General features: G+C 40.5%; 18 protein-coding genes, 1 tRNA gene and 1 pseudogene. 8 read left to right on the top strand and 12 right to left on the bottom strand.

Features of this window, described 5'->3' with window-relative positions; all coding sequences use genetic code 11:
• Window positions 1–104: 104 nt before the first annotated feature.
• The 3 genes from HMPREF0014_RS15460 to HMPREF0014_RS15450 form a co-directional block, all read right to left on the bottom strand.
• Window positions 105–181: transfer RNA gene (locus HMPREF0014_RS15460), tRNA-Arg, on the bottom strand.
• Between the two features lie 101 nt (window positions 182–282).
• Window positions 283–906 (bottom strand): hypothetical protein, encoded by a 624-nt coding sequence (locus HMPREF0014_RS15455; RefSeq protein WP_004886182.1) that lies wholly within the window; start codon window positions 904–906, stop codon window positions 283–285.
• A 149-nt stretch (window positions 907–1,055) separates the two neighbouring features.
• Window positions 1,056–1,742: a 3'-5' exonuclease gene (locus HMPREF0014_RS15450; protein ID WP_004707798.1), complete on the bottom strand. Its 687-nt coding sequence runs from the start codon at window positions 1,740–1,742 to the stop codon at window positions 1,056–1,058.
• Window positions 1,743–1,990: 248 nt separating this feature from the next.
• On the opposite strand from HMPREF0014_RS15450, the gene HMPREF0014_RS15445 reads away from it, so the two are divergent.
• Window positions 1,991–3,220, top strand: coding sequence for an alpha/beta fold hydrolase (locus HMPREF0014_RS15445; RefSeq protein ID WP_004886184.1), 1,230 nt, complete (start codon window positions 1,991–1,993; stop codon window positions 3,218–3,220).
• Window positions 3,221–3,328: 108 nt separating this feature from the next.
• Here the strand turns inward: HMPREF0014_RS15445 and HMPREF0014_RS26295 are convergent.
• Window positions 3,329–3,406: pseudogene (locus HMPREF0014_RS26295) on the bottom strand (hypothetical protein); the annotation flags it as partial.
• Window positions 3,407–3,466: 60 nt separating this feature from the next.
• Between HMPREF0014_RS26295 and glyA the strand changes: the two are divergent.
• Window positions 3,467–4,720 (top strand): serine hydroxymethyltransferase, encoded by a 1,254-nt coding sequence (gene glyA, locus HMPREF0014_RS15440; RefSeq protein WP_002049224.1) that lies wholly within the window; start codon window positions 3,467–3,469, stop codon window positions 4,718–4,720.
• A gap of 39 nt (window positions 4,721–4,759) precedes the next feature.
• Here the strand turns inward: glyA and adeH are convergent, their stop codons facing one another.
• The 3 genes from adeH to adeF are packed head-to-tail and all read right to left on the bottom strand — an operon-like array spanning window position 4,760 to window position 10,627.
• Window positions 4,760–6,208: a multidrug efflux RND transporter outer membrane subunit AdeH gene (adeH, locus tag HMPREF0014_RS15435; RefSeq protein WP_004886187.1), complete on the bottom strand. Its 1,449-nt coding sequence runs from the start codon at window positions 6,206–6,208 to the stop codon at window positions 4,760–4,762.
• Window positions 6,209–6,220: 12 nt separating this feature from the next.
• Window positions 6,221–9,400, bottom strand: coding sequence for a multidrug efflux RND transporter permease subunit AdeG (gene adeG / locus HMPREF0014_RS15430; protein WP_006581084.1), 3,180 nt, complete (start codon window positions 9,398–9,400; stop codon window positions 6,221–6,223).
• Between the two features lie 6 nt (window positions 9,401–9,406).
• Window positions 9,407–10,627: a multidrug efflux RND transporter periplasmic adaptor subunit AdeF gene (gene adeF, locus HMPREF0014_RS15425; protein ID WP_004886191.1), complete on the bottom strand. Its 1,221-nt coding sequence runs from the start codon at window positions 10,625–10,627 to the stop codon at window positions 9,407–9,409.
• A gap of 197 nt (window positions 10,628–10,824) precedes the next feature.
• Between adeF and adeL the strand changes: the two genes are divergently transcribed.
• The 5 genes from adeL (at window position 10,825) to HMPREF0014_RS15400 (ending at window position 15,095) form a co-directional block, all read left to right on the top strand.
• Window positions 10,825–11,856: a multidrug efflux transcriptional repressor AdeL gene (adeL, locus tag HMPREF0014_RS15420; RefSeq protein ID WP_002049092.1), complete on the top strand. Its 1,032-nt coding sequence runs from the start codon at window positions 10,825–10,827 to the stop codon at window positions 11,854–11,856.
• A gap of 176 nt (window positions 11,857–12,032) precedes the next feature.
• Window positions 12,033–12,818 (top strand): ABC transporter substrate-binding protein, encoded by a 786-nt coding sequence (locus HMPREF0014_RS15415; RefSeq protein WP_002049251.1) that lies wholly within the window; start codon window positions 12,033–12,035, stop codon window positions 12,816–12,818.
• Window positions 12,819–12,909: 91 nt separating this feature from the next.
• The gene (hisQ, locus tag HMPREF0014_RS15410) at window positions 12,910–13,599 is read left to right on the top strand and encodes a histidine ABC transporter permease HisQ (protein ID WP_000010370.1); all 690 of its coding nucleotides are present in this window, start codon (window positions 12,910–12,912) and stop codon (window positions 13,597–13,599) included.
• The gene (locus HMPREF0014_RS15405; protein ID WP_000569982.1) at window positions 13,596–14,309 is read left to right on the top strand and encodes an ABC transporter permease; all 714 of its coding nucleotides are present in this window, start codon (window positions 13,596–13,598) and stop codon (window positions 14,307–14,309) included. Before hisQ ends, HMPREF0014_RS15405 begins: the two co-directional genes overlap by 4 nt.
• Before the next feature lie 9 nt (window positions 14,310–14,318).
• A complete protein-coding gene (locus HMPREF0014_RS15400) occupies window positions 14,319–15,095 on the top strand; it encodes an ATP-binding cassette domain-containing protein (protein ID WP_000438610.1) in 777 nt (258 codons plus the stop codon).
• 70 nt (window positions 15,096–15,165) lie between these two features.
• Here the strand turns inward: HMPREF0014_RS15400 and abeS are convergent, their stop codons facing one another.
• From abeS to HMPREF0014_RS15380, 4 genes are all read right to left on the bottom strand, one after another.
• On the bottom strand, window positions 15,166–15,495 hold the full coding sequence (gene abeS / locus HMPREF0014_RS15395) for a multidrug efflux SMR transporter AbeS (RefSeq protein ID WP_004886197.1): 330 nt from the start codon (window positions 15,493–15,495) through the stop codon (window positions 15,166–15,168).
• A 234-nt stretch (window positions 15,496–15,729) separates the two neighbouring features.
• Complete coding sequence (locus HMPREF0014_RS15390; RefSeq protein WP_004886202.1) at window positions 15,730–15,993, bottom strand: YfhL family 4Fe-4S dicluster ferredoxin; 264 nt, start codon at window positions 15,991–15,993, stop codon at window positions 15,730–15,732.
• Window positions 15,994–15,995: 2 nt separating this feature from the next.
• Window positions 15,996–17,366, bottom strand: coding sequence for a tRNA 5-hydroxyuridine modification protein YegQ (yegQ, locus tag HMPREF0014_RS15385; RefSeq protein ID WP_004886205.1), 1,371 nt, complete (start codon window positions 17,364–17,366; stop codon window positions 15,996–15,998).
• Between the two features lie 56 nt (window positions 17,367–17,422).
• Complete coding sequence (locus HMPREF0014_RS15380; RefSeq protein ID WP_080594606.1) at window positions 17,423–18,889, bottom strand: PLP-dependent aminotransferase family protein; 1,467 nt, start codon at window positions 18,887–18,889, stop codon at window positions 17,423–17,425.
• A 230-nt stretch (window positions 18,890–19,119) separates the two neighbouring features.
• On the opposite strand from HMPREF0014_RS15380, the gene HMPREF0014_RS15375 reads away from it, so the two are divergent.
• Complete coding sequence (locus HMPREF0014_RS15375; RefSeq protein ID WP_006581087.1) at window positions 19,120–19,989, top strand: PhzF family phenazine biosynthesis protein; 870 nt, start codon at window positions 19,120–19,122, stop codon at window positions 19,987–19,989.
• A 54-nt stretch (window positions 19,990–20,043) separates the two neighbouring features.
• Here the strand turns inward: HMPREF0014_RS15375 and HMPREF0014_RS15370 are convergent, their stop codons facing one another.
• On the bottom strand, window positions 20,044–20,823 hold the full coding sequence (locus HMPREF0014_RS15370) for a ferredoxin--NADP reductase (protein WP_002049093.1): 780 nt from the start codon (window positions 20,821–20,823) through the stop codon (window positions 20,044–20,046).
• Window positions 20,824–20,920: the final 97 nt, after the last annotated feature.

Genomic DNA, 20,920 nt, shown 5'->3' with positions numbered 1-20,920 from the left:
TATGAAAGAGGGGTATATTTTGAGCGATAATGATTAATAAACCAAGTAAAATAGTCGGAATTTTATGAAATTGAGATAAATTTATGAAGTTATTATATATAAATTGGTGCGCCCGGCGGGGATCGAACCCACGACCCCAGGCTTCGGAAACCTGTACTCTATCCAACTGAGCTACGAGCGCACATGTGTGGGGCACATCATAGGAAAAAAACACCGGTAGGTAAAGCACGAAATACGTACCAAGTGAGTTTAATGCTTAATTAAACAGCAGCTTGTTCTATTTTAGATGCGTTGCTGAATAAGCTGAATTGAATAATTAATAGAATGGAGCGTATGTGCTAGCTCATGAGGAGGAATGCGTGATTCCTGCAAACTGGTAATCCATTGCATTTGGCACATTTTAAGTTCTTGAAGTGTTTTTATTTGCTCTATTTTTTGAATAAGTGGCTTTGCCATAAGGCCACAGTATTGGCTTAAGCTTTGTTTCATTAATAGTTGTATTTCTTCAAAAGATAGCTGTTGAACTGGAATGCGTGGTTGGTTATTTTCAATATTTGAAGAAGGCGCAGAAGTTGATTGAGGAACCTGAATTTCTCCAACTAAATCATTACTTTTATTCTCATCAACATTTTTTTGATGTATTTCTTTAGTTGTTATAGATGACTCTTGGGGAGATATTTGTTCAGGTAACTCTGAATAATTTTCATTAGAAGGTGCAATTAGTTTTAAGTCAATGAGCTGTTGTATCAGTTCTGGTGGGGCGATCCGCTTTTTAAACTCAGTATCGAGACTTTGAAAATCTTCATGGTCTATTAATAGAAGTAAACGTCTTTGTTTTGCATTTAACGTAATATTACGTTGTTGAAGCGCAACTCTTCCCAAATTGGTTCGATAAAAACCAGACATTGTATTTCCCCAATATAAAAATGAAGCAGCCTGTTTGATTTTTCTCTACCAAACAGTACTGTTCTTAATAAAATATAAATGGGGTTAAAGATAAAACTCAAAAATGACAATTTGATGAAGAATTTATGAATATCATCTATTTAAGGAAATTAAAATGCGCTTTCTAATGCCTTGCGTAAATAGACATCGAGCTCGTCTTGACGTAGAAGCCATTGAATATAATCTTTAGGCAGTTCAGCAATTGCCGTACCTTTATGCTTACCAAAATTAATCGTATGCGGAATACGGGCTTCTTCAGAAACTTGGTAAAGCTCTTCAATATCTTGAATATTTAAATGATAGATAATATGCATCAAAATATTGGCAGTTAAAATAATGTCAGCGTCGGCACGGTGAGCACCTTTCAGCATTTCTCGAGCTTTACCGCTGCCTTGGGAAATCATATAAATGAGTGCAGAAATATTATGAGCTTCGGCATCTGGCCAAGCTTTACGTGCTAAAGCCAAAGTACAAATCGGTTTAATATGAGATACATCGACGCCACAGCGAGCAATTGCGGCAATATCATAATCAATATTATGGCCAATAATATAAGTTGTGCTATCAGGTAATTTAAAGGTTTTATAGTGAGGCTGATTTTCTAGGTCGGACTCTAAGATATGGTGAACAGCCATTGCAGCATAAGAGATCGGAGCTCCCACCTGATAAAGCTGATCAAACAATTTGCTTTTATCTAAAGTGAGTTTACCTGCATTAAGTTCAATAGGGGCGTATGCAATTTCAATAGGCAAACCATTTAGTGTATGAGTTTCTGTATCTAAAATAATGGCTTGCATCTTTTGAACCTTTAAACAATTACAAGTAACCATCAATCTTAACAGTTGGCTATCTACTTTAAAACATAGAGTAAGGCTAGATGAGCTATCAAATGCAATTTATGTTGAAAAGTAGAAAATCTCGCTGTTCATTTTGATTAAATATCACTTGCGAAAAATGAAGATTAGGCGTAATTGTTTGTAAGACATTTAAAATGTTCATTAAAAACTAAAGCACAACAAAAATTGAATTTAAGGAAGATATACGAATGAAAATGAAATTGTTCATGACCAGTGTTCTTAGCACAAGTTTACTATTGACGGGATGTGGAGATGGAAGTAGCGATGACAGTCCAGCAACTACTGATCCATCGGGTACTCCAGCCAATAATATTCAAAATCCAGTGGTTAAGGTCGATGCTTATACAAGTACTAACTTAGGAGCGGTTGCTGCTGAAAGTAGTATTTTAACTTATAAAATGTTAGGTCAAAGTGGACAAGAGGTGCAGGCAACAAGTCTAGTATTTACACCGACTACTCCACCACCAGCAGGCGGTTGGCCAATTGTGGTTTGGGCACATGGTACGACAGGGGTTGCAGATGCATGTGCACCGAGTAAATCGGCATTAACAGACAGTACTAAAGATTTAATTAGTAAACTTCTTGCAGCGGGTTATGTGGTGGTTGCACCAGATTATGAGGGATTAGGTACACAAGGTATACATCCATTTTTAAATATTAAAAGTGAAGCTTATTCAATTACCGATGCAGTAGTAGCAACACGCAATTATTTATTACAGCGGAACTTATTAACTTCGAAAAAGTGGGTTACTGTAGGACATTCGCAAGGTGGGCATGCTGCATTGGGCGCTGCACAATATGCGAGCCGTGCGCAGCTAGACTATAAAGGTACAGTAGCGGTAGCACCAGCTTCAAATCTAGGATTTATTTTAATTGCAGGTGAACAGGCTGTTGCTAATGCAACTGTGGATAAAAAGATTTCAATGTATGCGCAGCTTGATACATATACTGCTTTAGTGACAGCCGGCATTCGAAATACACAGCCAAGCTTTGATTATTCCCAAGTATTTACTTCACAAACAGCAAGTACTGCACAGCAGGCGGAAACAATTTGTGCAGGGCCATTGGGGCAAGCCTTTGGTGCAGGTATGACTAAGTATGCTACAGAGCATAATGGAACACTGGATGGATATACGCGTACACAACCTAATTTTATGGCAGTACCTTTAGTTAAAACATTCTTAGATAAAGATTCTCAACCTTTACAGGCAAAAGTCACTACACCGATTATTATTTATCAGGGGCTAGCAGATACAACAGTTCCGAAAGTAGCTACTGATATTTTGATATCTAATGCCACTGTCGTCGGTACAAAAATTAATAGCTATGTAACGGGTAATTGGGATCATGAAGCGGCAATGAGCAGTAATGTAGATAACATTGTTGGAAATGTACAAAACTTGCTGTCAGCTCAATAAGAGTGTTTGATATTTAAGGTTTTTTTATTGCTATGAAAAGCTAAATTTAACTTTGGAAAATTATTAATTAAAAGCTTTTTAAGTGTTTATAAATTATTTTAGATTTGATGGCTCATTTTTTATAAAAATTGAGCCATTTTTATTTAAAACTGAGCTAACTTGATTCTGTTTAATTATAAAGTTCATGCTACAATATGCCGCAATCTTAGCACGGCTTAAAAGCCCTAATTTATAGGACCCCCGCTAATGTTTGCCAATATTTCCATTTCTGAATTTGATCCAGAATTAGCTCAAGCAATTGCTTCTGAAGGTGAGCGTCAAGAAGCACATATCGAGTTAATTGCATCTGAAAACTATTGCTCTCCTGCTGTGATGGAAGCGCAAGGATCAAAACTTACGAACAAATACGCAGAAGGTTATCCTGGCAAACGCTATTATGGCGGTTGCGAATATGTAGATGTTATTGAACAAATGGCGATTGACCGTGCTAAAGAACTTTTTGGTGCTGATTACGCAAACGTTCAACCACATGCTGGTTCACAAGCTAACTCTGCTGTGTATTTAGCACTTCTTAACCCAGGCGACACAGTTTTGGGTATGAGCTTGGCTCACGGTGGTCACTTGACTCACGGTGCAAAAGTTAGCTTCTCTGGTAAAACGTATAACGCTGTTCAGTATGGACTAAATGCTGAAACTGGCGAGATCGATTACGAAGAAGTTGAACGTTTAGCGTTAGAACACAAGCCACGTATGATCGTTGCTGGTTTCTCTGCTTATAGCCGTGTTGTAGATTGGCAACGTTTCCGTGACATCGCGGACAAAGTTGGCGCTTACCTTTTTGTTGATATGGCTCACGTTGCTGGTCTTGTTGCTGCTGGTGTATATCCAAACCCAGTTCAAATTGCTGACGTAACGACAACGACAACTCACAAAACACTTCGTGGTCCACGTTCTGGTTTAATCCTTGCGAAAGCGAATGAAGAAATCGAGAAAAAACTTCAATCAGCTGTATTCCCTGGTAACCAAGGTGGTCCATTAATGCATGCGATTGCTGCTAAAGCAATCTGCTTCAAAGAAGCAATGTCTGATGACTTTAAAACTTACCAACAACAAGTTGTGAAAAATGCTCAAGCGATGGCTGAAGTATTCATCGCACGTGGTTATGATGTTGTTTCTGGTGGTACAGACAACCACTTATTCTTGTTATCTTTAATCAAACAAGACGTAACTGGTAAAGATGCAGATGCTTGGTTAGGTGCTGCTCACATTACTGTGAACAAAAACTCAGTTCCAAATGACCCACGTTCTCCATTTGTGACTTCTGGTATCCGTATCGGTACTCCGGCAGTAACAACTCGTGGTTTTGGTGAAGCTGAAGTTCGTGAACTTGCTGGTTGGATCGCTGACGTGATTGACAGCAAAGGTGACGAAAAAGTTATTGCTGATGTAAAAGCAAAAGTTGAAGCTGTTTGTGCAAAATTCCCTGTATATGCAAAATAATTTGTGTATATAAAAAAAGCGCCGTAAGGCGCTTTTTTATTAACTACTCCAACCGCCCCCTAAAGCACGGATTAAATTGATGCTTGCAATGATTTGGCTACCTTTCAGCTGAGCTGCTAATTGTTCTTGTTGCAAAATAGTTCGGTCAGAATCAATGACATCAAGATAGTTAATCGCACCTTCTCGATAACGTAAATGAGAAAGTTGATTAGCATGACGAGAAGAGGAGAGTGCTTGGTTTTGAGCCTGAATTTGCTGATCGAGAATTCTTTGATCGGATAAACCATTTTCAACTTCGCGAAATGCGTTTAGTACAGTTTGCCGATAATTCGCAACGCTTTCTTCATAAGCTGCTCGTGCTTGAGCAACGCCTGCTTTACGTTGTCCACCATCAAATAAAGGTAACGACAAAATAGTACCGGCGACAGGTCCTAGTAAAAAAGTCCGACTCGACCATTTACCCAACTCGCTTAAACTTGAAGATTCATAACCTAAAGCTCCTGTAAGACTGAGTTTTGGGAAAAATGCTGCACGAGCAATTCCAATACGTGCATTATCTGCTGCCATTGCACGCTCTGCAGCCGCAATGTCGGGTCTTCTTTCAAGTAAAGTTGATGGCAAACCGGCAGGGAAACGGATACTATTTGCAGTTAAAGATTGAACTGGCAAGTTAAAGTCCGCTGGTGGTTTTCCTAATAAGACTGCAAGCGCATGTTCTGCACTGGCTCTGTTACGAGCAATATTTAGGGCAGTGGTTTGTGCGGTAGCAAGTTCGGTTTGTGCACGAGAAACATCTAATTCACTGACCAGTCCGTTTTTAAAACGAAGCTGCATTAAATCTCGTGTTTCACCTAGTAATTTGATTGTTCGGTTATAAATTGCTTGCTCGGTATCAAGTTGACGTATCAGAAAATAGCCTTGAGCAACATCTGCTTGTAGAGCTAAAAGTGCCGACTGATATAGAGCCTCTTGTTGCTGTAGATCTGCTGTTGCTGCATTGACACTACTTGCTACACGACCAAATAAATCGAGCTCATATGAAACATTGGCTTGAGCGCGCCATAAGGTGTGAGCCGAAGTATGTGCATTGTCATCTAAACCGAGTGAAGCCGGAGACGGCTTTTGGCGGGTTGGCCCAAATCCGGCATCAATACTTGGTAAGCGCTCAGCTTGAGCTGCCGAACGTAGTGCACGTGAAGCCTGAATATTGGCTGCCACCGCTTTAAGGTTCTGATTGCCTGCGATAGCTTGCTGTTCAAGTTCATTCAGTTGAGCATCATTGTAAATGCGCCACCATTCACCACGAGTTTGTTGATCGGCAGGTTGGGCAATCTTCCAGTTATTATCTTCAATTTTTGGATCAGATTCTTTGAATTTGACTGGCATTATAACTTTTGCAGGTTGATATTCTGGAGCTAATGAGCAGCCTGCAAGGAGCAGGCTTCCCATGAGTGAGGACAACAACCAGTTTTGTTTTGATGTAATCACCAAATGCCCTCCTTAATGATCGTGTGGGCTAGCTAACGGCGCTTCATGAACTGCCGCAGAATGCAATTTATGTTTGCTGTTGAGGGTACGAATCAGAACGTAAAAGGCCGGGGTGAGGAATAAACCAAAGAATGTTACACCGATCATGCCGAAGAATACGGCAACACCCATCGCATGTCGCATTTCAGAACCTGCGCCAGTTGAAGTCACCAGTGGTACGACACCCATAATAAATGCAATAGAGGTCATTAAAATTGGCCGTAAACGTAGACGACTTGCTTCAACGGCTGCTTTAAAGGCAGTCGCGCCTTGCATTTCAAGTTCCCGCGCAAATTCGACAATCAAAATGGCATTTTTACAGGCTAGCCCGACCAGTACCATTAGACCGATTTGGGTAAAGATGTTGTTATCTCCAGCAGTCAGCCAGACACCTGTCAGAGCCGCTAAGATTCCCATCGGTACAATTAAGATAACTGCTAATGGTAGGGTTAAGCTTTCATACTGAGCAGCTAAAACCAAGAACACGAGTAATACGCTAATTGGGAATACCCAAAGTCCTGCATTACCGGCCAAGATTTTTTGATAAGTTAAATCTGTCCATTCAAACTTGATACCACGCGGCAGAGTTTGTGCAGCAATACGTTCAACCGCAGCCTCAGCTTGGCTAGATGAATAGCCCGGTGCAGGTCCGCCGTTAATATCTGCTGATGTGTAACCGTTATAACGAACGACCATTTCAGGACCATAGGTTTGAGTGACATTTACCAATGAAGATAATGGCACCATTTGGCCGGCACTATTACGGGTTTTAAGTTGCAAAATATCTTCAGGGTTAGCACGGAAAGGCGCATCAGCTTGTGCACGAACCTGATAAACACGTCCAAAGCGGTTAAAGTCGTTAACGTACTGAGAACCCAAATAAATCTGCATAGTGTTGAAAACATCTGTCACAGCAACGCCTTGCTGTTTAGCTTTTACACGGTCCAGATCTACGTTGAGTTGAGGTACGTTAATTTGATAACTTGAGAACATTGGGCCAAGTTCGGGGGCTGATTGTGCTGCTTTCATAAAATTTTGTGCAGCATCATTCAAGGCTGAATAGCCTAAGGCGCCTCGGTCTTCAAGTTGGAGTTTAAAGCCGCCCATAGTACCTAAGCCCATCACTGGTGGTGGTGGGAAAACCGCGATATAGGCATCTTGAATAGCTGAATATTTCTGGTTGAGCGCTCCTGCAATAGCATTTGCAGATAAGTCTTTAGCCTTACGTTCATCGAATGGCTTTAAGGTCACAAAGACAATACCGGCACTCGAGCTATTGGTGAAACCGTTAATTGATAGGCCCGGAAAGGCAACTGCACTTTCCACGCCAGGTTGTTTAAGTGCAGTATCACTCATTTTACGAATGACTGCTTCGGTACGATCTAATGATGCGCCGTTTGGTAGCTGCGCAAAGCTAATCAAATATTGTTTGTCCTGCGCGGGAACAAAGCCACCCGGAACAATATAGGAAATCCCAACGGTTAAACCTAGGAGTGCTGCATAGACACCCATTGCCGAAGCTTTATGGGAAATGACACGGCTGACGCCTTGACTATAACGGTCTGAAGCACGTGAAAACACACGGTTAAACAGTGCAAAGAAACGTCCGAATACACGATTCATAATACGTGTTAAGGCATCCGGTTTAGCATCATGACCTTTAAGTAATATTGCTGCCAAAGCTGGAGAGAGGGTAAGTGAGTTAAATGCCGAAATGACTGTTGAAATGGCAATGGTCATGGCAAATTGTTTATAGAATTGCCCAGTTAAGCCTGTCATAAAGGCAAGTGGAACGAACACGGCAACAAGTGTTAAAGCAATGGCAATAATCGGTCCGCTCACTTCTCGCATGGCACGGTAAGTCGCTTCCCTTGGATTTAAGCCAGCTTCAATATTCCTCTCGACGTTTTCGACGACCACAATTGCGTCATCGACCACAATACCAATGGCAAGTACCATCCCGAACAGTGAAAGTGCATTGATGGAGTAACCAAAAGCGAGCATAAGGGCAAATGTACCAATAATTGAAACCGGTACAGCAAGCAATGGAATAATTGAGGCACGCCATGTTTGTAAAAATAAAATAACGACCACTACAACCAGTGCAATTGCTTCAAGTAGGGTATGAACGACCGCTTTAATACTGGCCCGTACGAATTGAGTCGGGTCATAAACAATGTCGTATTTAATTGAAGATGGAAAATCTTTTGAAAGCTCCTTCATCGTGCTACGCACTTGATCGGAAACTTGTAAAGCATTCGCACCCGGAGCTTGGAAAATTGGAATTGCGACTGCTTGTTTGTTATCAAGTAATGAACGTAAGCCGTATTGAGAGGCTGCAAGTTCAACACGAGCAACATCACCCAATCGGGTAACCGCGCCATCAGGGGCAGTTTTTAAAATAATATCTGCAAATTCTTGCTCAGTAGTTAAACGACCTTGAGCATTGACTGAAAGTTGTAAAGGGGAATTACTTGGCGAAGCACCAATTGTACCTGCTGCAACCTGAATGTTTTGTTCACGAATGGCATTCACAATTTCAGTGGCTGTGAGGTTACGCTGTGCCACTTTTTGTGGGTCAAGCCATACGCGCATCGCGTAGTCACCGGAACCAAATAATCCGACTTCACCTACACCTTGTAAACGTGCCAAACGGTCTTTTACGTTGAGCACCGCGTAGTTACGTAAGTAGGTCATGTCATAGCGATTATCTGGGGAGGTCAGATGCACTACCATGGTTAAAGTAGGTGAGCTTTTTAAAGTCGTGACACCTAAGCGCTGTACATCTTCAGGTAAACGGGGCATGGCCTGAGACACACGGTTTTGAACCAGTTGTTGTGCTTTGTCTGGGTCGATACCGAGCTTAAAGTTCACCGTAATGGTTAAATTGCCGTCGCTGTTTGCTTGAGATTGCATATACAGCATGTCTTCGACACCGTTGATTGATTCTTCGAGCGGAGAAGCAACTGTTTCAGCGATCACTTTTGGGTTTGCACCCGGATATTGAGCACGTACCACCACAGATGGTGGAACAACCTCGGGATATTCAGAAATCGGTAACTGAAATACCGAAAGGAGACCGGCGAGTAAAATCAAGACTGATAACACACCAGCAAAGATCGGCCGATCAATAAAAAATTTAGAAATATTCATATGTGATTAACCTTTTGCCGGAGTTGATGTTTTATCTGTTGGCTGAGGTTGAGAAGAAGTAGCGTTAGCAGTGATTTGTGCATTTGGCATAGGCACGAGATGCGGTGTAATAGGGTCACCCGGACGAATCCGCTGTAAACCATTCACTACAATACGGTCACCCGCTTGTAATCCGCTATTTACGATTTGCAAGCCATCTTGTTGGGCACCGAGTTTTACTTCGCGGTAAGCAGTTTGATTTTTCGCATCAACGACTACAACAAAACGTTTATCTTGGTCGACGCCAACCGCGGTTGGACTAATCAGAATCGCTGGGCGAGGTTGGCCTCCACCTAAACGGATTCGTGCATATAGACCCGGTAATAAAACACCGTTTGGATTGTCAAAAGTTGCGCGAACACGAATCGTACCTGAGGTTGTATTCAGGTTATTATCGATTGAGTTGATTGTTCCTTCGCGAGTAAAGCCTGTTTCATTGGCAAGTCCCATATAGACAGGTACCTGTGCTGAATTACGCTGATTACTGATATATTTCAGGTAAGTTTGTTCATCCACATCGAAAGATGCATAAAGACGGGATACAGAAACTAAACTTGTTAAGACCTGTGCACCGTTACCTGCAGAGACGACATTGCCGACGGTGACTTCAGCTCGTGAAATCCGGCCGCTGACTGGTGCAGTAATACGGGTATATTCCAGATTTAAACGTGCAGATTGGACAGCAGCTCTAGCGGCTTGTAGGTTAGCATTCGCTGAACGTGCATCATTTTCGGCTAAATCCAGTTCTTGGCGAGAAACAGCATTACTCTGAATGAGACGTTGAATACGTGAAAGATTGCTTGCGGTATATGTTACCTGTGCTTCAGCTGAAGCAAGCTGGGCTTTTGCACGATTCAGTTCTGCTTCGAAAGGACGCGGGTCAATGGTAAATAGTAAATCGCCTTTTCTAACAAGACTGCCATCTTTGAAATGTACGGCAATAAGTTTTCCTGAAACTTGAGGCCGAATATCAACTTGATCAATTGCTTCTAAACGACCGGAATATTCTTGCCAATCGGTAATGGTTTTGCTTACTACAGGGGCTACATCAACAGTAGCAGCTTGTTGGGCACTGGTCGGTGCAGCTTTTGCATCGGCATTTTCATGTAAAAACATAAAACTGCCCCCTGTAGCCAAAATGGCGACAAAGATGGCAGACAGTGCAAACTGTTTGCGGGAAAATGACATGAGGTGCTCCTAGTTATTTGGATACCTGTTTTCAGACTTTTAGTTATGGTCCGTATGGGAGAAACAGGGTTTATGGAATGGACGGAGCATAAAAGTTTGTCAATCACGAATAAATATATTAAATTCGATAACACTATTCGTATTTTTATAACAATTGATGTATTTGAATAAAGAAATGCATTAATAGGAGTGTGCGTGTGGATCTATTTCATGCCATGAGAGTGTTCAACAAAGTGGTTGAAACAAATAGTTTCAGTTTAGCAGCTGATAGTTTGGGTTTACCGCGTGCTTCTGTGACCACAACTATTCAGGCTTTAGAGAAGCATTTACAAGTTCGTTTGCTGAATCGGACAACACGAAAAATTAGTCTCACACCGGATGGCGCCGTATATTATGATCGGACAGCCCGTATTTTAGCGGATGTTTCCGATATTGAATCTTCCTTTCATGATGCAGAGCGGGGGCCAAGAGGTCAGCTTCGTATTGATGTGCCTGTATCCATTGGCCGTTTAATTTTAATTCCAAGACTACGCGATTTTCATGCACGCTATCCTGATATTGATTTAGTGATTGGTCTAAATGACCGACCTGTAGACTTGGTGGGAGAGGCTGTCGATTGTGCAATTCGGGTCGGTGAATTAAAAGATTCAAGCTTAATTGCGCGTCGTATCGGAACTTTCCAGTGTGCAACTGCTGCTTCACCGATTTATTTAGAAAAATATGGCGAACCTACCTCAATTGAAGATTTGCAAAAAAACCATAAAGCGATTCACTTCTTTTCAAGCCGTACCGGACGCAACTTCGATTGGGACTTTGTCGTTGATGATTTAATTAAAAGTGTGTCAGTACGTGGACGTGTTTCGGTAAATGACGGTGATGCTTACATCGACTTGGCTTTGCAGGGTTTCGGTATAATTCAAGGCCCACGTTATATGCTCACCAACCATTTAGAATCGGGTTTGTTAAAAGAAGTATTGCCTCAGTGGACGCCAGCGCCGATGCCGATTTCAGCAGTTTATCTTCAAAATCGTCATTTATCACTCAAAGTAAAAGTGTTTGTAGATTGGGTCGCTGAACTTTTTGCAGGTTGTCCATTACTTGGCGGTACGGCTTTACCTTTCGACCAGAAATGTGAATTTGCCTGTGATAAAGAAACTGGTCATGAATATACAATTCGTACTTTGGTCGAGCAGCACAATATTGCTGAAGCTTATACACTCAAAACTTAATCTTAAAATTTGATTGATTTTTCAACATTTAAACCGTCAATACAGTTCATTGCTTAGACATCTTCATAAATCCTTAATTTACTGGTATAGAAATTGCAATTATTTCGGCAGAAGAGTAATTTAGAAATTGCTCAAGTTTTTATCACCTTATTAGGATTTTAAGGAGAAGCTTCAAGATGGCAAGCTTTATGAAAAAAATGTTCGTTTCAACAACCTTAGTTTTGGCTGCTGTTGCAACGAATGTTCAAGCAAAGGATTGGAAGGTGATTCGTTTTGGTACTGAGTCGTCTTATGCGCCGTTTGAATATAAAACACCAGATGGCAAGTTAACTGGTTTTGATGTTGATTTGGGTAATGCCATTTGTGCAAAGCTTAAAGCCAAATGTGTTTGGGTTGAAAATTCTTTTGACGGGATGATTCCCGCGCTTAAAGCGAAAAAATTTGATGGCATTCTTTCATCAATGACTGTTACTGATGAACGCGCGAAACAAATTTTATTTAGCAGCAAAATCTATAATACGCCAACGCGGATGGTTGCAAAAAAAGGTTCGCCGTTGTTACCAACACCTACTTCATTAAAAGGTAAGCGTGTTGGTGTACAGCAGGGCACAATTCAAGAAACTTACGCTAAAACCTATTGGGCTCCAAAAGGTGTGAGTGTTGTTCCTTATCCAACTCAAGATTTGATTTACCAAGACATGATGTCTGGTCGTTTGGATGCAACTTTACAAGATGCAATCATGGTTGATGGCGCTTTCTTAAAACAACCGAAAGGTAAAAACTTCTCTTTTGCTGGCGGCAATGTGGTGGATGTCAAAACATTGGGGGTAGGTGCGGCTATCGGTTTACGTAAAGAAGATGCAGACTTGAAAGCGAATATTGACAAGGCATTGGCTGCAATCATTGCGGATGGCACATACAAGAAACTCGAGAAAAAATACTTCTCTTTTAGCATTTACTAATGATGTGAAAAATGTCGGCTAAGTGCCGACATTTTTAAATCTATTCTCATCTCATCAATATTAGATATTGTTTTTAAGGAGAAGATGAGTCATGTCTTTTTCTGGCTATGGGCCACTCCTTCTCAGCGGAACATGGATGACCATACAGCTTGCGCTGTTATCACTCTTGCTTTCTGTCATTATTGGCTTAATTGGTGCGAGTTCAAAACTCTCTAATATTAAAGCTTTACGTTATATTGCGACCGCCTATACCACACTCATCCGTAGTGTGCCTGACTTAGTGATTATGCTGCTGTTATTTTATAGCTTGCAGTTGGGTTTAAATCAAATTACTGAAGCACTGCAAATGGACCAGATTGATATCAACCCATTTGTGGCTGGTGTGATTACATTAGCGTTCATTTATGGTGCATATTTTACCGAGACCTTTCGTGGTGCATTTCAATCGGTTCCAAGGGGACAAATTGAAGCAGCAATGGCCTATGGGATGACGCCGTGGCAGGTTTTTCACCGTGTATTATTCCCTCAAATGATGCGTTTTGCGTTGCCTGGTATTGGTAACAACTGGCAAGTTTTGATTAAGGCGACCGCGCTGGTTTCCATTATTGGCCTGACTGACATTGTAAAAATTACGCAAGATGCGGGTAGAAGTACCATGCAACTGTTCTTTTTCAGCATCGTGGCTGCCGCTATTTATTTGGTAATTACTACCGTGTCGAACCTGATCTTAATGTGGCTTGAACGTCATTATTCTGCTGGTGTGAGGAAGGGGCAATTATGATTGAAATCCTTCAACAATATTGGAAAGCATACCTTTGGACTGATGGCCTACAAATGACCGGTGTCGCGATGACTGCCTGGTTATTAGTGCTTTCTATTGGTATTGGGTTTGTGCTTGCTGTGCCTTTGTCACTTGCACGAGTATCAGAAAATATCTGGTTGCGTGGCCCAGTTTGGTTGTTCACTTATGTTTTTCGTGGCACACCACTGTACATCCAACTGTTGATTATTTACTCGGGTATTTATAGCTTTGATTATGTCCATGAACATCAAACTCTCGATGCATTCTTTCGAGAGGGCATAAATTGCACCATTTTGGCATTCGCGCTCAATACTGGTGCATATACCACTGAAATCTTCGCTGGAGCGATTCGTTCTATTCCACATGGTGAGATTGAAGCTGCTCAAGCTTTCGGTATGTCAAAATGGAAACTCTACACACGTATTATCATTCCGTCGATGTTACGCCGTGCTTTACCGTTTTATGGCAATGAAGTCATTTTGATGTTGCACGCGACAACCATTGCATTTACAGCAACAGTTCCCGACATTTTAAAAATTGCGCGTGATGTGAATGCCGCAACCTATGACACTTTCAGTGCTTTTGGCATTGCTGCGGTGTTATATGCAGTGCTGGCTTTTATTTTGATTTGGATATTTCGTAAGTTGGAAAAACGTTGGTTGGCATTTTTAAAGCCATCGAATCATTAGGAGACATAAATGGAACAGGTTGCAAAACTAGTGATTCGTGATTTACACAAAACATTCGGCGATCATGAAGTACTTAAAGGGATATCACTTGATGCAAATGCCGGTGATGTAATTAGCATTATTGGTTCATCTGGTTCAGGTAAAAGTACCTTGCTGCGTTGTATCAACTTTTTAGAACAACCGAGCAATGGCACGATTAAGCTCAATGGTGAAAAACTACGCACAGTCTTTGATAAAAAAGGCAATTTAAAAGTGGTTGACCCAAAGCAGCTACAAAAAATGCGTACTCAGCTCATGATGGTGTTTCAGCATTTTAATTTGTGGTCACACATGACAGTACTGGAAAATGTCATTGAAGGGCCAATCCATGTACTTGGAGTAAAACGTGCTGAAGCAGAAGAGTGTGCACGCAAGTATCTACGTAAAGTTGGATTGCCTGAAAGTGTTGAGAGTAAATATCCAGCATTTTTATCTGGTGGTCAGCAGCAACGTGTAGCAATTGCTCGTGCTTTGGCTATGGAACCGGAAGTGATGTTATTTGATGAACCAACCAGCGCACTTGATCCAGAGTTGGTAGGTGAAGTACTAAAAGTAATGCAAGGCTTGGCTGAAGAAGGTCGTACCATGATTGTGGTCACACATGAAATGGGCTTTGCACGTCATGTGTCTAATCAGGTGATTTTCTTGCATCAAGGGAAAATTGAGGAACAGGGACATCCTGATGAAGTACTTAACAACCCGAAAAGTGAACGTTTAAAGCAATTTTTGACGGGCAGTTTAAAATAAGCTGTTGATACCGAGTATGGTGAAACTTTTTTAACATTCTCATCATACTCGGTTGCTTTTTAATTATATTTTATAGATGAGTATTTTTAGAAAATACATTAATAATCACAATACCCGCGATCATTAAAGCTAAACCAATGCAGGCAGCTAAGTCTAAATGTTGTTTGTAAAATATCCAGCCAATTGCGGAAATTAAAATAATACCTGCACCCGACCAAATGGCATATGCGATTCCGATCGGAATTGTTTTTAATGTCAGAGACAGTAAATAAAAAGCAATTGCATAGCCCACAACCGTAATAATAGACGGAATGGGAACAGTAAAACCTTGAGATGCTTTTAATGCTGAAGTTGCAATAACTTCACAAGCAATCGCAATTGCTAAATAAAGATAAGACATGGGAAGCTGCGCCAGAAAGGGTTTTAATCAATCTATATGAAATGTTGAAATGATTTGACCAGTTTTAACGATTGTTCAATTTTTTGGTACAAAAGTACCAGTAAACCAAACTGAACTGATAAATTGATTTTATCACTAGCAAAGTGGTCTCAGCTATTTATTCGTTTATTCAATCATTGATCTGCATGGTCATTTAAGAGGATCAGTGATTTTAACTTGATCCTCTAAATGGTTTTAAGAAGAGAATGAGCCGATTAAATTCAGACCTTTAAATTTCTCTAATAATTGCTCTCTATTTTCAATATGTGCAGGGTCTGGTTCTATACAATCGATTGGGCAAACCGCTTTACATGTTGGCGCTTCATAAAAGCCTACACACTCGGTACAACGAGATGAATCAATTTCATAAACTTTGCTTCCTTCAAAAATAGCTGTATTGGGGCATTCGGGTAAACACATATCACAATTGATGCAGTCATTCGTAATCAAAAGGGCCATGTTTAACTCACTGAATAAGCCAATGTAGAGGCAGTAATACTTTCTTTCGCATGCGGCAAATTGCGTATGAGTAGGGCATAACTAACATCAACATCTTGTGAAAGTGGAATCTCAACAAAATGTCCCGAACCTTTAGCATCTGTAATTGGATTGCCCTTTAAATCGCTCATTTCGGTTAAGGTAAAGCTGATATTGCCTTGAGGCGTCATCAGCTCAAGTGAGTCGCCAATCACAAAACGGTTTTTCACCTCAATGCGAATATAATCGCCGTGACGTTCTAAAACTTCACCACAAAATTGTTGATAGTCAAAATGTGAAGATCCGTCAGCATAGTTTTGATATTCGCTATGTACATGCCGTCTTAAAAAGCCTTCAGTGTAACCGCGGTTTGCCAAACCTTCGAGTTGGGTCATTAAACTTGGGTCAAAAGGTTTACCTGCTAATGCATCATCAATGGCTTTTCGATAAATTTGAGCAGTACGGGCACAATAAAAATAGGATTTAGTACGGCCTTCAATTTTCAGTGAGGCAATGCCCATTTTTGTTAAACGATCTACATGTTGTACCGCACGTAAATCTTTAGAGTTCATAAAATAGGTGCCGTGTTCATCTTCTTCGGCAGCAAACATTTCTTCATTATTACGTTGTACGAGTAAAGTTTGAACCGAGGTTGTTTCTGATTGTCCTGATGAGCAGCAAGACTTTTCTGGTGTATTTAGCTGAGTGACTGGAATTATATCGCCGTTTGCATCTTCTTGGGCTTCATGCAGTTTATAGTCCCAACGGCAAGCATTGGTACAAGCACCTTGGTTGGCATCACGCTTGTTCATATATCCAGAAAGTAAACAGCGGCCTGAGTAGGCCATGCATAGAGCGCCATGTACAAAAACCTCGAGTTCAATATCGGGCACATGTCGCTGGATTTCTTCTATTTCTTCTAAAGATAATTCACGAGATAAAATCACGCGGCTTAGGCCGTAGTCTTTCCAAAATTTAACAGTAGCCCAGTTAATAGCGTTGGCTTGAACCGATAGATGAATTTGCACTTCTGGGAAATGCTCACGCACCATCATAATTAAACCCGGATCAGACATAATCAGAGCATCTGGCTGCATAGCCACAATTGGCTCAAGATCGCGTATAAAGTTTTTTAATTTGCTGTTATGTGGCTGAATATTTACCACAACATAAAACTTCTTACCCAAAGCGTGGGCTTCATCAATACCAATTTTTAAGTTGTCATGATCAAAAGTATTATTACGTACACGTAAGCTGTAACGAGGTTGGCCTGCGTATACTGCATCTGCACCATAAGCAAATGCATAGCGCATGTTTTTAAGAGAACCTGCGGGAGAGAGAAGTTCGGTTTTCATAAAATAAAAGGCATAAAAAATATATGGTTTTATTTTATTAACTCCGCATTTTTGATTCAACCTACTGAATTAGTAGGAATTTGAGTTATATCATTTTGCGCGGGTAGTATATTTTTTGCTAACTCTCCTAAGCGCATCAAAGCATTTAACATTTTCGGATTTAATTCGAAACAGGCTGCTATACGTAAACAATGACTAAAACGTTTATCAGCCGAACATAAAATTCCTGGCATACATAAGATCTTTTCATCCATTGCTTGATGAAATAGTTCTAATGTATCAATAGATTCGGGTAGCTCTAACCATAAAATAAATCCAGCTTGTGGACGACTAACTCGAGTACCGAGTGGAAAATAGCGACAAATATAAGAGTTGATGGTATCGATTTGTTGTTGATAGCGTTTTTTGAGCTGACGTAAATGCAGATCGTAACCACCATTTTCTAAAAAAAGTCCTAAAGTTTCGGTGAGTAAAGTTGGTTCGGCAACGGTTGTTGTTAATTTAATTTGCTGCACAATATTACGAAAGCGTCCAGCTTCTAGCCAACCAATTCGATAGTCAGGTGCCACAGTTTTGGTATAGCTACCACAGACCAAGACCCATCCATTTTGGTCAAATGCCTTAATGTTGGGTAGGAGAGGCTCGGTGAGTTGTAGTTCAGCATACATTGCATCTTCAATAACCGGAATTTGGAACTGATTAGCGAGCTCTGCTAAACGCCGGCGGTTGCTTTCAGGCATGCTAAAACCAAGAGGATTATGTCCTGTTGGAATAGTTAATATGGCTTGTACACTTTTAGATTTTAAGAGTTCTTCAAGTGCATCTAGACACATCCCTGTATGCGGCGAAGTCGGCACTTCTACGATTTTTCGCCCTAAATTATGAAGAAGCGGGTACAGGTTATGAAAAGTAGGAATCTCAAGCGCTATGCTGTCACCTGCTTGGGTGGTTGCCATAATTGCGAGACTTAAAGCCTCCATAGTGCCATGAGTCAGCACAATGTCATCTGCGGACAGAAACATGCCAAGCTGTAAGCTTCGCCTAGCAATTTGAGTACGTAATCGTAACGAACCAGGCGGCAAAGTATAGTTTTTAAAAATGTCTGCTTGTGTCCGTAAAACTTGAGCAGTTAAACGTTTTAATCTTTCTATTGGATAGAAGTTTTCTCCAGTAGGGCAAGCTAGAGCTAAATTGGCATAGTCAGGCTCCATCTGTTTTTTAACAATTTGTGCGAGAAAACAGCTAATTCCTGAAAGAGATACTTTTTCTTCACTGACATAACGCTCTTCGAGTTCTAGTAAGTTTGAAGGCGCATGACAAACATAGTAGCCAGACTGTGGGCGAACTGAAATTAAACCTTGGTCTTCAAGCTGACGATAAGCTTCTTTTACGGTGTTAATACTGACCTGATAATGATTTGCACAGTCACGAATTGAAGGCAGCCTAGAACCAATAGGCTGCCTACCATTCTGGATTTGAAGGGTGAGGTCATCACTCACTTTTTTATATTTGTACATGTCAATTTATTAAAAAATAAAAGCAATGGATACACTTTATAGTGATCTGGTATTTATCTCAAATATTGTTATTCGCTTAGATTAATCCTTTTAAGCAGGATTTATTTTTAAGAACTGTGTCTATTATTTTTAATATTAACTGATACTGTGACCATCAAAAATAAATTAGTAAGATCAAAAAGTGGTGAGGATTTAAAGCCATATTTTTTTAATTATAAAATCAGTAGGAGTGGTCTATGTCTGTTGTTGCATTTAAACAAGTTGATGTTTTTACTTCACAAGCATTTAAAGGAAACCCTGTTGCGGTCATTATGGATGCCAGTACTTTAACGTCTGAGCAGATGCAAGCCATTGCGAACTGGACCAATCTTTCTGAAACCACATTTGTATTTCCAGCCACTGATTCACAAGCTGACTATCAGGTTCGAATTTTTACTCCACAAAGTGAGTTGCCATTTGCAGGACATCCCACAATTGGTACCGCCTATGCTTTGCTTGAAGCGGGTATAGTGACTGCTAAAGAAGGTAAGCTAGTACAGCAATGCGGTGCAGGTTTGGTGACTTTGACTGTAAGTGATTCAAAGCATATTTCATTTGAACTCCCTAAGCCTAAAATTACTCCACTCGATGCAATGCATACTGAAAAATTGGCAGAAATTTTAAAATGTAAAATTAATACACAATGGAATGCAGCATTGATAGATGTAGGTGCGCGTTGGGTTGTATTACAAGCTGTAAATGCTAAGGCTGTTTTAGATAGCCAACCCGACTTTGCTGCTCTAAAAGAACATGATTTAGAAATGAAAGTTACGGGTGCGACAGTTTTCGGTTTTTATGAAAATGATGATATAGAAAAGCATATAGAGGTCCGTTCATTTGCACCTTCATGTGGTGTAAACGAAGATCCAGTTTGTGGTAGTGGTAATGGGAGTGTAGCGTCTTTTATTCGTTACTATGGTATTTTGCCAGCACAAAATGACCTTGTGCTTTCTTCACAAGGTCGCGCTTTAGGGCGCAATGGACAACTTAAGCTTGAATTGCATCAAGATAAAATTTTAGTGGGTGGAACAGCTGTTACCTGTATTGATGGCAGCATCACCTTATAAAAAGAGCTATAAAAAAACCGAGGACTTTACCTCGGTTTTTTATTTAGAAAAATCTTATTTTTCTACGAACGCACGTTCAATCACGTAGTCGCCCATTTCACCCATGCGAGGTGATTCAACTAAACCATGTTGGTCAAGTAATGCAGCAACGTCTTTTAAGAATGCAGGGCTACCGCAAAGCATTGCACGGTCAGTTTCACGGTTGAAACGTGGTAAACCGATTTTTTCAAATAAAGCGCCTGTTTCAATTGCAGTTGTTACACGGCCTTGAGTGTGGAAAGGTTCACGAGTAACAGTAGGGTAATAAACAAGTTTGTCTTTAATACCTAACTCTTCAAAGAATTCATGGTTTGGTAATTCGTTCAAGATCAGGTCTTGATAAGCTAATTCAGAAATATAGCGTGTACCATGAACAACAATTACTTTTTCAAAGCGTTCGTAAGTTTCTGGGTCACGAATAATTGACAAGAATGGAGCAAGACCAGTACCAGAAGATAAAAGGTACAAGTTTTTACCTGGTAAAAGATCATCATGAACTAAAGTACCTGTTGGTTTTTTAGAAACTAAAATTTCGTCACCAACTTGTACTTTTTGCAAAATTGAAGTTAAAGGACCATCTGGTACTTTAATCGAGAAGAACTCTAACTCTTCTTCGTAGTTTGCACTTGCAATCGAATATGCACGCATTAACGGTTTGCCATTCACTTCAAGTCCGATCATCACGAACTGACCATTTTTAAAACGTAAGCTAGTGTCGCGTGTAGTTTTAAAACTGAAAAGGGTGTCATTCCAGTGGTGCACATGAGTAATGCGTTCAACGTTAAAAGCAGCCATTAAAGGTCTCGATCACGATTAAAAGAAAACAGATTGCTATTCTAATCTAATTTCATTCCCGATAAACTGAATATATTTAATTGTGTTTATAAGAAAA

The sequence above is a fragment of the Acinetobacter sp. RUH 2624 genome (assembly GCF_000162375.2).
In the GTDB taxonomy this organism is placed as follows: Bacteria; Pseudomonadota; Gammaproteobacteria; order Pseudomonadales; family Moraxellaceae; genus Acinetobacter; species Acinetobacter nosocomialis.
Note: the sequence above shows the minus strand (reverse complement) of the source record. Positions and strands in the feature narration are given on the sequence as shown.